At 47.4% G+C, this 13948-nt stretch carries 8 protein-coding genes; 7 read left to right on the forward strand and 1 reads right to left on the reverse strand.

All coding sequences use genetic code 11. The annotated features are described in order from the left end of the window. The first annotated feature begins 4 nt into the window (after positions 1–4). The 3 genes from AC0YNT_RS27395 (at position 5) to AC0YNT_RS27405 (ending at position 6509) form a co-directional block, all read left to right on the forward strand. Positions 5–2872, forward strand: a complete 2868-nt coding sequence (locus tag AC0YNT_RS27395; protein ID WP_475807462.1) for an ABC transporter permease — start codon at positions 5–7, stop codon at positions 2870–2872. Positions 2873–2875: 3 nt separating this feature from the next. Then, positions 2876–3766 (forward strand): ABC transporter ATP-binding protein, encoded by an 891-nt coding sequence (locus tag AC0YNT_RS27400; protein WP_475807463.1) that lies wholly within the window; start codon positions 2876–2878, stop codon positions 3764–3766. Positions 3767–3827: 61 nt separating this feature from the next. Next, the gene (locus AC0YNT_RS27405) at positions 3828–6509 is read left to right on the forward strand and encodes an endo-1,4-beta-xylanase (protein WP_475807464.1); all 2682 of its coding nucleotides are present in this window, start codon (positions 3828–3830) and stop codon (positions 6507–6509) included. Positions 6510–6633: 124 nt separating this feature from the next. Here the strand turns inward: AC0YNT_RS27405 and AC0YNT_RS27410 are convergent, their stop codons facing one another. Beyond that, complete coding sequence (locus tag AC0YNT_RS27410) at positions 6634–7383, reverse strand: response regulator transcription factor (RefSeq protein ID WP_475807465.1); 750 nt, start codon at positions 7381–7383, stop codon at positions 6634–6636. A 259-nt stretch (positions 7384–7642) separates the two neighbouring features. On the opposite strand from AC0YNT_RS27410, the gene AC0YNT_RS27415 reads away from it, so the two are divergent. The 4 genes from AC0YNT_RS27415 (at position 7643) to AC0YNT_RS27430 (ending at position 13896) form a co-directional block, all read left to right on the forward strand. Beyond that, complete coding sequence (locus AC0YNT_RS27415; protein WP_475807466.1) at positions 7643–9046, forward strand: ABC transporter substrate-binding protein; 1404 nt, start codon at positions 7643–7645, stop codon at positions 9044–9046. A 91-nt stretch (positions 9047–9137) separates the two neighbouring features. After that, the gene (locus AC0YNT_RS27420) at positions 9138–12038 is read left to right on the forward strand and encodes an extracellular solute-binding protein (RefSeq protein WP_475807467.1); all 2901 of its coding nucleotides are present in this window, start codon (positions 9138–9140) and stop codon (positions 12036–12038) included. 17 nt (positions 12039–12055) lie between these two features. After that, the gene (locus tag AC0YNT_RS27425; RefSeq protein ID WP_475807468.1) at positions 12056–13021 is read left to right on the forward strand and encodes a carbohydrate ABC transporter permease; all 966 of its coding nucleotides are present in this window, start codon (positions 12056–12058) and stop codon (positions 13019–13021) included. Further along, the gene (locus AC0YNT_RS27430; protein ID WP_475807469.1) at positions 13018–13896 is read left to right on the forward strand and encodes a carbohydrate ABC transporter permease; all 879 of its coding nucleotides are present in this window, start codon (positions 13018–13020) and stop codon (positions 13894–13896) included. The genes AC0YNT_RS27425 and AC0YNT_RS27430 overlap by 4 nt, the downstream gene beginning before the upstream one ends. The last annotated feature ends 52 nt before the right edge of the window (positions 13897–13948 follow it).

A 13948-nucleotide genomic window follows, 5' to 3' on the forward strand; every position in this document is an offset into this window, starting at 1 on the left:
ATGCATGGCATTATGGACAATGATTCTCCGCAAGATGGCAAATAACAAATGGCTGCAGTTGAATTTATGGTTTGGACTCACTGTATGTGTAGCACTGTTCAGCTCAATGCCGCTTTATTCGGACGCCATCCTGCAGAGAACTTTGCAGAAGGAACTTCAAATGGTTCAAAGCAAGAACTCCGAGTATCCGGGTTATGTGCGGGTCAGCACATCGGTCTCCGCTTCCAAGATGGATCAGAAAACAGTAGAGGCGATTGGACGTGCGGACCGGTTTATACAATCGATTCCCGAGCGCATGGGGCTGGACGCTCTATCTTTTTATCAACAGCGCTTCACCCAGAAAATGAAGGTATATGGAGCGGATGCATCGGAGCAGGAAATCAAAACACAGAAGACGACAGGCGGCTTCAAGTCACTGTCTGATATGGAAAAGCGGGTTCGTCTCATTGACGGCCGGATGCCGGTTGACCGTTCGGATGGCCTGTTTGAAGCGCTCGTAACGCAAAAGTTTCTTAACTCTACCAAACGCGATCTGGGAGAGGAGCTTCTGGCAGAATCGGCGGATAAGCAATTGTTTCGAGTCATCCCTGTTGGGGTTATTGATACGGACCCGTTAGCAGATCCGTACCTACCTTTTTTGGTGACAGATGAACCAGACGGTTTTATTATCCCCTTCCAGCAATTTGAGCGCGAATTCATTACAAAGGACGGCAAAGTAAGGGTATCCGACTTGGAATGGCGTTATGCAATGGACTATAAGCAGATGAGTATTGATAAGATCGAGGAATTTAATGAAGCCAACCGGGCGATCCGAAGCTACTTCCGCGGACGACTTGGTTCAGCAGAGGTTAATATTCCTGCGAATGAAACCATTGCTTCCTATCAAGGCAAGAAAGAAAAGCTTGATGTCATGATGCTGTCGCTGTATTCCCCGGTTATGCTCATGCTGGCATTCTATTTGTTTATGGCGGCTAATCTCGTCATTGAGAGGCAGAAAACGGAAATATCCGTACTGCGAAGCCGCGGAGCCAGCCGGCTTCAGATCATGACTGCGTATACCTTGGAAAGCCTGCTGCTTGGTGCAAGCGCACTTGCGGCTGGTCCGTTTATTGGGGTTACCTTTACCAAAGTGCTCGGGGCATCCAACGGATTCCTTGAATTTGTTCAGCGCTCGGCACTGGAGGTCAGTCTTAACAGCAGTGCATACAAAGTCGCTGTTACAGCAGTAGTTGGAGCCATTGTACTTATCTTGATACCAGCTTTTTTGGCGACCAGGGTATCGATAGTAAGTCACAAACAGCAGGCGGCAAGGCTTACCAAGATGTCCTTCTGGCATAAGACGGGCATCGATATTGTGCTTGTCGGTCTGGCATTATATCTACTCTATAATTTCAATAACCGGCAGGAGGATTTGAAGCGTCTGGCGCTGGATTCAGATGCCCTGCAGGTGGATCCGCTGCTGTTTCTAATGCCTGCTCTCTTCGCGTTAGGGGCCGGACTATTGGTACTTCGGATTTATCCATGGTTTATCCTGCTAGTTTATTGGGCGGGACGCAGGTGGTGGCCGCCAGCACTATACAACACGCTTATACAAATCAGTCGTTCATCAAGGCAGTATCTAACGATTAAAGTGTTTCTGGTGCTGACGGTGTCTACCGGCTTGTTTAGTGCCAATGCAGCCCGGACGATTAACGATAATATGGAAAGTAAAATCCAATATAACATCGGTGCAGACATAACCTTGACCACCCGCTGGGAAAGCGATGCACCTCCGCCAAGCCTGCAGGGGGGAGAACCTCAGACACAAGCGGCGCAAGGAACTGGTGACAAACGGGTGCAATATACCGAGCCGCCGTTTCAACCATTCCAAAATCTGGAGGGCATAGAAGCATCAGCTAAGGTATTCCGGAAGGATGGGGCAAGATTTAGTGCAGGCAGCAAAAATACATCCGGAGCAACTACTCTGGTAGGCGTCGACACCATGGCATTTGGTCAAACCGCATGGATGAAAGATGGTCTGCTGGATCATCCGATCAACAGTTATTTGAATCTGATAGCAACTAATCCGAAGGCCGTATTAATCTCGCGGTCGCTGGCAGATGCAGCCAAGGTTAAACCTGGAGATCCGATTCGTATTTATTGGGATGGATTAGATGAGGCCATATTTACCGTTTACGGCATTATCGATTATTGGCCGGGCTGGAATCCACTGCCGGTTGCTGCGGATGGAGAGGAGAAGGCCTCCAAGCCCAATCTAATCATTGGGAATCTGAGCACCATTCAGAACAGGCTCGCTGTTGAGCCATATGAGGTATGGCTAAAGCTGAAGGAGGGTATTTCCAGCCAATCCATTTATGATCAGCTGACCACAGCCAAAATCAATGTGACCGGACTTCAAGATGCGAAGCAGGAGCTGATTACGTCCAGGAACGATCCGTTCCGCATGGCGATTAATGGCGTCATGACACTGGGATTTGTAATATCCATGCTGATCAGCTTCTTTGGATTTCTTTTATTCTGGGTTCTGGCCTTGTCAGGCAGAACACTGCAGTATGGTGTTCTTCGGGCGATGGGGATTCCGTTCCCACAAATTATCGGTATGCTGCTCAGTGAGCAGCTGCTTACCTCCGGCGCAGCGGTTATTATCGGTGTGCTGATCGGCAACATGACGAGTGAACTTTTCGTACCCCTATTCGAAATGTCATTTGCAACGTCAGAGCAGGTTCCGCCATTCGAGATTGTATATAAGCTGAGCGATTACGTGCAGCTGTACACCATTATTGGCCTGACACTCACCATTGGTCTGCTAATTCTTGGTTATCGGTTGTCTAGGACCAGAATTGCTCAAGCCTTAAAGCTGGGGGAGGAGTAAAGCATGATCAGATGCGAGGAGCTTGTGAAAATCTACAAAACGGCCGATCTCGAGGTTGTTGCTCTTCAAGGGCTGGATATGCAGGTGAACGATGGAGAGTTAATGGCGATTATCGGCAATTCAGGCAGCGGGAAATCCACGCTGCTGAATATGCTGGGCGGATTAGATAAGCCGTCTGCAGGCAAGCTGTTTGTTGATGGTAAGGATTTGCTTTCGTTCGGTGAGAAGGAGCTTGTGAACTATAAGCGTGAAACGGTTGGTTTCGTATGGCAGAATAATGCCCGCAATCTGATTCCTTACCTGACCGCACTAGAGAATGTGGAGCTTCCTGTTCTCCTGAAGGGCAGAAGGCGCAAAGCGCGTGCCATCGAACTGCTTGAGGCAGTAGGTCTTGGCCATCGTTTTAAAAATAAGCTCAGTGAGCTGTCTGGCGGCGAGCAGCAGCGGGTCGCTATCGCCATCGCATTGGCAAACGAGCCTAGGCTTCTTCTTGCAGATGAACCAACAGGTTCACTGGATACGAAGACCTCCGATCAGGTACTGGATCTGTTCCGTACCCTGAATCAAACGATGGGGATAACGATTGTGATCGTCACACATGATCCGCTGCTCGCCCGTAAGGTAGACCGGGTTGTCCAAATCAGGGATGGTAAAACCTCTGCTGAAATGATCCGCAGAGAATCCTATGCCGATGAGCTGGCAAGGCTTGATGCCGAGGATGCGATGTCTGGTCAGCAGGAGAGCCACATTGAGTACGCCGTGCTGGACAAAGCCGGACGACTTCAAATTCCGGCCGGCTATTTGGACGCAGATGGTTTCAAGGACAGCAATAAGGTGCGGGTGGAGATGGAGGAAGGCCGAATTATCCTTTATCCGCAGGAAATGATGCCATGATCTGCCCCGCGAGGGGCGTTTTTATGGAATATACAAGATAAAGGAAAGGTGAGGTGTATTTATGTTAATGAAGAAACTTGGTTGGAAGCGCTCACTATCAGGCGTTTTGGCCGCTGTTGTAATGCTCGTGTCTTTGTCGCTAAGCGTACTGCCGAAACAGGCAGGGGCGGAAGCGGGAACAGAGCGAATGGCAACGGACTTTGAGGATGGCACGATCCAAGGATGGACTGGACGCGGGGGAAATGAAGTGTTGACTGCTTCGGAGCTTGCGGCCCACTCAGGTGCATACGGACTGCAGGTATCAGGGAGATCGCAAAGCTGGAATGGCCCACAGCTGAATGTAACCTCTATTATGGCGGAAGGAAAAACCTATGTGCTTACCGCATGGGTCAAGCTTCCGGCAGGGTCAACAGCCTCATCGGTATCGATGACTGTACAGCGTACAACCGATGGCACAACTAACTATGAAGGGGTCAATGCTGGGAATGCAACCGCGGACGGCTGGGTAAAGCTTAGCGGTCAATATCTATTGAAGCAGCCGGTTGAAAGTCTCTCTGTTTATTTTGAAGCATCAGCAAACCCTACATTGGACTTCTATGTCGATGATTTCTCCATTGAGAGGCTTCCGGATCCGGAGCCGATTGTCATTGAGCAGAATATTCCTTCCCTGAAGGACGTATTCGCCGATGATTTCAAGCTGGGGACAGCTATTCTCGTTAATGAGATTGAAGATCAGAGCGGACCCGATGCACAGCTGATTAAGAAGCATTTCAACAGCTTAACGGCTGGCAATGAGCTTAAATGGGATGCTACGGAGCCGCAGGAAGGTCAGTTCAACTTTACACGTTCGGATAAAATCGTTGATTTTGCCGTTGAGAATGGTATTGCTATGCGTGGTCATACGCTGATCTGGCATTCTCAAACCCCAAACTGGGTGTTCTACGATGAGAATGGTAACCTTGCAAGCAAAGAACTCCTGTTTGCAAGAATGAAGCGTCATATCGAGACTGTTGTTGGACGGTACAAGGGCAAAATCTACGCTTGGGATGTTGTTAATGAGGTGCTTGAGCCAGGTGATAATCAGCCGGGAGGTCTTCGCAACAGCTTATGGTACAAGATTGCAGGCGAAGAGTTTATAGAGAAGGCATTCGAATATGCGCATGAAGCAGACCCGGATGCGAAGCTCTTTATCAATGATTACAATACGAATATACCGGACAAGCGGCAGGATCTGCATGACTTGATTAAAAGGCTGAAAGCTAAAGGCATTCCGGTTGACGGCGTTGGTCATCAGACACATATTGGCATTGAAAATCCACAGGTTCAAGAGCTTGATGATATGATTCAGGCTTTTACTGATCTGAACATTGAACAGCAGATTACTGAGCTTGATATGAGCGTGTACACGAATGACAATGATGCCTATGAGACATTCCCGCTTGACCTGCAGATTAAGCAGGCGAAACGTTATAAGGAAATATTCGATGTGTTCAGGAAGCATGCAGACCAGTTAACGGCTGTTATCTTCTGGGGCAAAGATGATCTGAATACTTGGCTGCGAACCTTCCCGGTCGACCGCAACAACTGGCCGCTGTTGTTTGATGAGCGGCTTCAAGCGAAATATGCCTATTGGGCATTGGCAGATCCGAGCAAGCTGCCGGTGGATATACAGACTACAACAGCAGCGAATGCTGGTGCTGACATTGATGGTAAGCTTGAGGATGCTTGGAGCAAAGCCTCTGCCGTATCCATACAAAACGAAGGGGCAGCTGTCGCGAAGTTTAAGACGTTATGGGATACAGACCATCTCTATATTACAGTAGATGTATCAGATGCAAGCACGAACGGAAATGATGCTGTTGAAGTATTCATCGATGGCAATAACGGCAAGACAACAGCATACGAAGCGGATGACAAGAAATATACCTTCCGCCTTAGTGGAGCAAATCCGGGTAAGCCTGCTGCGTATAAAGTGGTTAAGCTTGCAGATGGATATCGGATTGAAGCGGCAATTCCGGTAGCTGGCTTATCACTGAACGATAAGCTTGGATTTGATGTTCGTATTTTAGACAAGGCCGGCAGTACAGTAAAGAAGACTTCATGGAACGATAGAACGGGTTCACAAGATACGGATACATCCAAATATGGCGTATTAACCTTGATTCAAGGACCGCAATATTCAGAGGCTGTGATGGGCACGCCAGTTATTGACGGGAATATGGATTCCCTATGGAGCAAGGCAAATATTATAACAACAGACCGCTGGGTACAAGGAACCAATGGAGCAAAAGCTAAGGTTAGAACGCTGTGGGATGCAGGACGTTTATACGTACTGGCAGAAGTAACGGATTCGCTGCTATCCAAGCAAAGTCCTAATGTGTGGGAGCAGGATTCACTAGAAATATTTGTTGACCAGAACAAAGCGGCGACTGCCAGCTATCAAGCAGATGACGGCCAATATCGGATCAACTTTGATAATCAGCAAAGCGTAAATCCGGTGGTGCTTGGTGGAAATCTTGTATCTGTAGTGAAACAAACGACGAACGGTTATATCGTAGAAGCTTCAATTAAATGGAACGGAACACCTCCGGCAGCCGGGGATATCATTGGCTTTGATGTTCAGGTAAACAACGATGAAGACGGCGACGGGGACCGTGACAGTGTGGCGATATGGAATGACCGTTCCGGTCTATCTTACACGAACACTTCCGGCTTTGGACTGCTGAAGCTGGGTGGGAAGTAAAGCAGAACTGAGTAACGATCGCAACAAAGAAAACCGGCTAAAGTTCGGGACTTATGGATAAGTCCAAAGCTTTAGCCGGTTTATTTTTTGTGACTGCAAGCGCTTTCTAAAATGATATTCCGAACTATGCAATAACCGTGCTTTGCTTGCGGTACTCATTAGCGCTCGCGCCGGTGTATTCCTTGAACTTCTTATAGAACCAGTCAATTTCCGTATAACCGACTTCATTTGCAATCTCATAGATTCGCATGTCTGTTCTTTCAAGCAGAATTTTTGCCTTCTCCATTCGCTGCTGAAGAAGATACTCATTAAACGACATATTCTCCTGGTCTTTGAACTTCTGGCCAAGATAGGCACAGTTAAAATGTAGCAAGCTTGAGATTTTTTTTAAAGTAATGTTTTGATGCAATTGCTCCTGTACATATTGCTTGACAAGGTCAATGATGGACGGATTCAAATTTTTTTTCTTCTCATAACTTAAGGTTATCCTATGGGAGTGAACAGATTGAGCGTCGAGCTCTTTCTTAACCTTACGCAGGCTGGCAGCCAGATCCTCTGGCTGTACGGGATCCGCAATGTAATCGCTTACCTGAAAGGCCATCGCTTTCCGCAGCAGCTGGAAATCATGACTGCCTCCAAGAAGAATAATAGGTACTCGGCTATACTCACGGATCCGTTCACAGAGCAGCATGCCGCTGGACTGCGAGTGTTTAAGATCTATTAGAACAAGGTCAACTGACTGTGTACGGAGTATGTCTAGAGTGTCAGAGAGAGAATACGCATCGGCTTGAAGCATGAAGCCATGCTGCTCCCAATGAAACATATGTTCTTCTCTGGAATAACGGTCAGGTTGAACTAGCAACGCCTTATACATAGGCTGAACCTCCCTTTCTAAGGAATCGTCTCTGACGGATTATGGTTTTTATTATTGTTCATCCGGTGGACAGGTGACAATGTGCATTTCTTTATCCATCATCCATTTGTTTACTTCTTGGCTTAATAGCTGGCTGACAATCCGCGTTATTCCTCAAAACCTATAAATTGACAGGTCATTGACCTATTTACAGGCAGGTTGTTGGTCAGAAATGTAAGCGCTACACTTTTCCCTGTAAACCAATTTAGGGGGGACCAATGTGGGAGTAAGAAAGACGGTTATGATGCTTTCGACTTTGATGTTAGCTGCTTCTTTAACGGCATGCAGCAGTGGTGGCAGCAACAACGGCAATGGGAACGTGAACAAGAATAGCAACAATGCAGATGCGACAGCAAGTAATAATGCAGCCGCCTCTAATAACGCCGCAGCGTCGAATAATGCCGGGAACGCCGAAGAGGATCCTTCTTCGCCCGAAATGGACTTCGACATGGGCGGCAGAACAATCAAGGTTGTATCCTGGTGGGATATGACGATTGGGGAAGACAATCCAGATAATATCCAGCGCAAGAAGAACCTGGAGGAGCTTGAGAAGAAGCATAACTTCAAGATGGAATACGTTGCGATTGACTACGGCGAATATCAGCAAAAAGTTGTCGCATCCCTGCTTGCAGGCGAACCCCTTGGCGATATAGTGAGATTGGGTAAAAACTACAGCATCCCGACCCTCGTACAGCAAGACCTGCTATGGCCGGTTGATGAATATACGAAAAACACAAAAGTATTTAATCCAAAGGCTACCGAGTTTATGTCCTACAATGGCCGCGGTTACGCTTTCACTGAAGGTCAAGGTAACTTAATTACCGGCATTTTCTATAACCGTACTCTCCTTAACAAGCTTGGTATTAAGTCTCCTCAAGATTATGTGAAAGAGGACAACTGGAACTGGGATACATTCACTCAAGTAGCTAAAGATGCGAACAAAGATACGAATAATGACGGAAAGCTGGATACATGGGGACTTGCGTCAGGCGGGTTTATGGATCCAGCTCTTGTCTCCAATGAAACGAGCCTAACCAATGGAGATAAGCAAAATCTTGACGATCCAAAAACCGTTGAGGTATTTAACTTCCTCTCCAAGCTGGCAACAGAGAAGGTTGCCCGTCCAACAGAAGGCGGTGACTGGACAGAGCCAGGTCAATTCTTCCGTCAAGGCAATACGCTTATGTATGCGGGTGCTATGTATGAAATTGGCGGCTTGAAAACGGATATGAAGGACTACGATATCGGCTTTGTGCCATTCCCTAAAGGTCCAAGTGCTACGGCATACCATTCCTCTGAAGGGGCATTCCAAGCTCTGACCATTCCGAAGAGTGTAGAAAATCCTGATCAGCTGGTATACATCTGGGAAAAAATCAATGATATCGATTCGATTTACGACTATGCGGATCAAGCAACGCTCGAGAGCAACTTCACGGATGAGAACGATATCCAAAACGCCCGTGATGCAGGCGCAGGCATGCTGGTGCTGGACAGCGGCACATTCCCTAAATTCCCTTACTACGAAATGATTGGCGAGCTGACCTCTGGCAACTCGGTATCTACTGTCATCGACACGTATAAAGCACCAGCTCAAGCCGCGATTGACGAGGTTTACAAAAAGTAACAATTGAAGTTAATGCCGACAGTCCCCATTTCGAATATGGCAATGGGGACTGTTGCTAAAGGAAATCTCTTGCCGCAGGAGGGGAGAAGAGTTGAGTAACAAAAGAAGAAATCGCTACGGAATTGCCATACTGGTTCTACTCGTATTTTTTTTGTCCATTTGGGCTTTCTACCCTTCGGGTCAGCTGCATAACGGACGCGCTCAGGCGATGGGCGGATTTCAGGCGATTACAGATGCGGATGATAAAGGCGGCTATAACGAGTATTTGAAAAGTTATTCTGCTGATGACAGACCTTCTCAAGTCATTCGTATAGAAGGCGAAAGTTTCGCTGAGAGCGATGGAGAAGGGTTTGAAGTGGACGATCATCCGGAAGGATTGGACGGAAAAGCAGTCATTACGCCAGATGCCGGCTCGATCAGCTGGAACGTTCCTATTGAGCAAGCCGGACTCTATAATCTTCGGATTCACTATTATCCAATTGAGGGGAAAAGCTCAGCCATTGAACGCAAGCTCACGATTAATGATGAGCAGCCGTTTGCAGGGGCTGAAGATCTGTTATTTGACCGGCTTTGGGGCAACCGTGATTCCGGAATTCAAAGAGATGACCGGGGAAATGATCTTCGTCCAAGGCAGATTGAGAAGCCAGCTTGGCAGCTCAAGCCATTGATGGACAGTGAAGGTTATTATGCAGAGCCCTATTTATTCCACTTCGACAAGGGGACACAGAAGCTTACGTTGACTGCTTCCCGTGAGCCGATGGCCATCGACTATATCGAGCTTTATCAGGATCAGACCATCAAGTCCTATGAGGACTTGAAGAAGGATTATGAAGCGGAAGGCTTAAAGCCTGCCAAGAATCAATCTATGATGATTCAAGCGGAGGACGCGATGCTCAAATCGTCTCCTACGCTATATCCATTGTCTGACAAGTCAAGCCCTGCTGTTATTCCGTATGATGTGTCCAAGATTCGGATTAACGCAATAGGCGGTGTGAACTGGAAGCTGCCGGGACAGTGGATGGAGTGGGAAGTGGATGTACAACAGGATGGATTATATCAGATTGCGTTAAAAAGAAAGCAGGATCAGCTACGTGGTGTATACAGCACACGCAGTCTGATGATTGATGGCGAATATCCGTTTAAAGAAATGAAGCAGATTCCGTTTAATTTCGATATGGACTGGAAAATGGACGTCATGGGTGGAGATGAGCCCTATTTGTTCCATTTGACCAAGGGTAAGCACGTGCTTCGTTTGTCCGTATCCCTGGGCGAGATCGCTCCGCTGCTACAGACGATTGAATCAAGCGTCCTGCAGCTTAATGAGATATACAGAAAGATTCTGATCATTACCTCCAATTCGCCTGATCCGTACCGTGATTACCAGTTAGAGAAGCGGATTCCGGAGATGACGGAAATTTTCAAAACACAGGCAGCTACGATAAAAAGTGTTGCCGATTATCTCGAACAAACAACAGGCGAGCAAAGTGATAAAGTAGCGGTTCTCCATACGATGGTGACTCAGCTTGAAGAGATGGCTGCAAAGCCTGAAACGGTTGCTAAACGGCTGACCGCTTTCAAGATTAATGTCGGCGGACTTGGTACTTGGATATTGAACGTTAGAGTACAGCCGCTTACGCTGGACTATTTAATCGTATCTTCCCCTGAAGCAGAGCTTCCGCGGGCAAGTGCAACCTTTTTCCAAAAGGTTAAGCATGAGCTTGGAGGACTGGTTGCTTCTTACACGGAGGACTACGACAGCATCGGCAATACAAAGAAAAGCGACAAGTCAATCACCGTATGGATTACGACCGGCCGGGATCAGGCGCAAGTATTAAAGAGCCTGATCGATGAGAGCTTCACGCCGGAGTCGAAAATATCCGTGAAGCTAAGGCTTGTTCCGGCTAATATTCTGCTTCCTGCGACGCTGGCTGATGAGGGACCTGATGTTGCCATGCAGATTGGGGAAGATGTGCCGGTCAACTATGCGATGAGGAAAGCTTCAGCGGATTTGTCCGTATTCCCTGACTTCAAGGAAGTTGCCTCCAGGTTCAACGACAGCGCTTTGGTTCCTTATAAATACAGCAATGGCGTATACGCCTTGCCGGAGCAGCAGACTTTCCCGATGCTCTTCTACCGGAAAGACGTGCTGGCAGAGCTTGGATTAACACCACCTCAAACTTGGCAGGAAGTATACAATATGATTTCCGTGCTGCAGAAGCATAATATGGAATTCTGGCTTCCAATCGACGACGTAAAGAATAATGCGAATCTGATACCGAACACAACTTTCTCGATGATGCTCTATCAGAATAACGGAAAGTTCTATACCGATGACGACAAGAAAAGCGCACTCGATTCGGACATTTCCATGGAAGTTTTCAAGAAATGGACGCAGTTCTATACCAACTATAAGTTTCCGCTGATTGCGGATTTCCCGAACCGGTTCCGTACCGGCGAGATGCCGATTGGGATTGCGGATTATACGACTTACAACAACTTGACGGTAATGGCGCCTGAGATTAAGGGGCTATGGGACTTTACGATGGTGCCGGGGACGGAAATGCCTGACGGCACGGTAAATCATGAAGTGGCCAGCCATACAACCGCTGTGATGATGCTGGAGAATGCCAAGGATAAGGATGCGTCATGGGAGTTCATGAAATGGTGGACCAGCAAGGAGACACAAATTGCATATGGCCGCGAGATGGAAGGACTGCTCGGAGAAGCCGCTCGTTATCCGACCGCTAATATTGAAGCACTCGAAGAATTACCATGGCCAGTCAAGGATTATCAGAACCTCCAAAGCCAGTGGCAATGGGTGGAAGGAATTCCTCAGGTTCCGGGCGGCTATTTCACCGGACGCCATCTGGATAATGCCTTCCGGAAAGTAGTCAACGGCAGTGAGAATCCTCGTGAAGCCTTATCGGATTATCTCTTGTATATCAATGATGAAATCGCAATTAAGCGAAAAGAATTTAAATTACCGAACTAGCTTGGGGGTGAATTCCGATGCCTGAAACGAGTCAAACCGTAATCGTGCCTGTGCCTGATCTCATTAAGCAGCCAGTCAAGGTATCAAGATTGGCGCAAACGTTCCAAGAGATCAAGAAAAACAAGCACTATTATATCCTGATGAGCCCTTACATGATTATTTTCACCCTGTTTACCATTATTCCGGTTATATTCTCGATCTGTCTCAGTTTTTTCTATTTCAATATGCTCGAATTCCCAAGGTTCGTAGGATGGGACAATTATTCCAGGCTGTTTCTGAATGATGATGTCTTTATGATTGCCTTGCGGAATACGTTCATGTTCGCTGTCATTACAGGACCAATCAGCTATCTCGCCTGCTTCCTGTTTGCCTGGATTATTAATGAGCTGTCTCCGAAAATCCGGGCGATTATGACTTTGATTTTTTATGCGCCATCAATTGCAGGGAATGTGTATTTCATATGGCTGATCGTATTTTCGGGAGACCGTTACGGTTACTTGAATGGTTTCCTGATCAAATTCGGCTTTATTCTGGAGCCGATCCAATGGCTTACGAACGAGAATTATATTCTGACCATCGTTATTATCGTTCAGTTGTGGCTGAGCCTTGGTACCAGCTTCCTTGCGTTTATCGCAGGGCTTCAGACGATTGATCGAACACTTATAGAAGCAGGCGCAGTTGACGGAATCCGGAACCGTTGGCAGGAGCTGTGGTTCATTACGTTGCCATCGATGAGGCCGCAGCTGTTATTCGGCGCAGTCCTTCAAATTACAGCTTCGTTCGCCGTTGCGGATGTTTCCATCGCACTGGCGGGCTTCCCAAGTGTTAACTACGCGGCGCACACAATTGTCACGCATCTGATGGATTATGGCACAATCCGCTTTGAGATGGGTTATGCCTCAGCCATTGCAACCGTTCTATTCCTGATTATGGTGGGTGCCAATAAGCTGACCCAGAAATTGCTTAGAAAGGTCGGTGAGTGACGTTGAACAGTTGGACGGCGGTTTTCCGTATTCAGAAAAAACTTAACCGGTCCCTTACCGTCAGTTTTTTACTCTTCCTGCTTCTTGCCGTGTTCGGCCTGTTTATGGCCATTCCGCTAGTCTACGCAGTGAACAATGCCTTCAAACCGCTGGATGAGTTGTTTATCTTCCCGCCTAGGGTAATGGTAAACAATCCGACGCTGGATAATTTCTTTGACTTATTTGCTCTAATGGGTAATTCCTGGGTTCCATTGTCCCGCTATATCGCTAATACGCTGGTTATTACGCTTGTGGGAACCTTTGGGCATATTCTTCTTGCATCAGCAGCAGCTTATCCGCTTGCCAAGCATAAGTTCCCAGGCTCCCAGATCATTTTCTCGACCGTAGTCTTGTCACTGATGTTCTCTGGCACGGTTACAGCCATCCCAAACTATATGATGATGTCTTGGCTGGGCTGGATTAACACACATTTATCGATTATTGTTCCATCGCTTGCTTTCCCACTGGGGCTATTCTTAATGAAGCAGTTCATGGAACAGATCCCGGATGCGTTAGTGGAAGCTGCCAAGATTGATGGCGCAAGCGAGTATCGGATCTATTGGCAGATTGTGATGCCCAATGTAAAGCCTGCATGGCTGACCCTTATGATATTGCAATTCCCTATGCTCTGGGGCTCTGATGGGGGCAACTTTATCTACAGTGAAAATCTTAAGACGCTTCATTACGCATTGGGGCAAATATCGCTCGGAGGAATTGCCAGGGCTGGTGTTGGGGCTGCCGTTGCGCTCATCCTGATGGTCGTTCCAATCACGCTCTTCATCATATCCCAGAGCAGTGTCATCCAGACGATGGCCACTTCCGGGATGAAAGAGTAGAAGGGAGCCAAAGAATGATGTGGGTACAGAAAAAGATATACCTCCTCATTGC

The sequence above is a fragment of the Paenibacillus sp. J22R56 genome, from assembly GCF_056269375.1.

What these genes read in the sequence shown, in the direction of transcription:
- AC0YNT_RS27425 (WP_475807468.1), top strand. Translation starts at nt 12,056, where the DNA reads ATGCCTGAAACGAGTCAAACCGTAATCGTGCCTGTGCCTGATCTCATT.
- AC0YNT_RS27410 (WP_475807465.1), bottom strand. Translation starts at nt 7,383, where the DNA reads ATGTATAAGGCGTTGCTAGTTCAACCTGACCGTTATTCCAGAGAAGAA.
- AC0YNT_RS27395 (WP_475807462.1), top strand. Translation starts at nt 5, where the DNA reads ATGGCATTATGGACAATGATTCTCCGCAAGATGGCAAATAACAAATGG.
- AC0YNT_RS27405 (WP_475807464.1), top strand. Translation starts at nt 3,828, where the DNA reads ATGTTAATGAAGAAACTTGGTTGGAAGCGCTCACTATCAGGCGTTTTG.
- AC0YNT_RS27400 (WP_475807463.1), top strand. Translation starts at nt 2,876, where the DNA reads ATGATCAGATGCGAGGAGCTTGTGAAAATCTACAAAACGGCCGATCTC.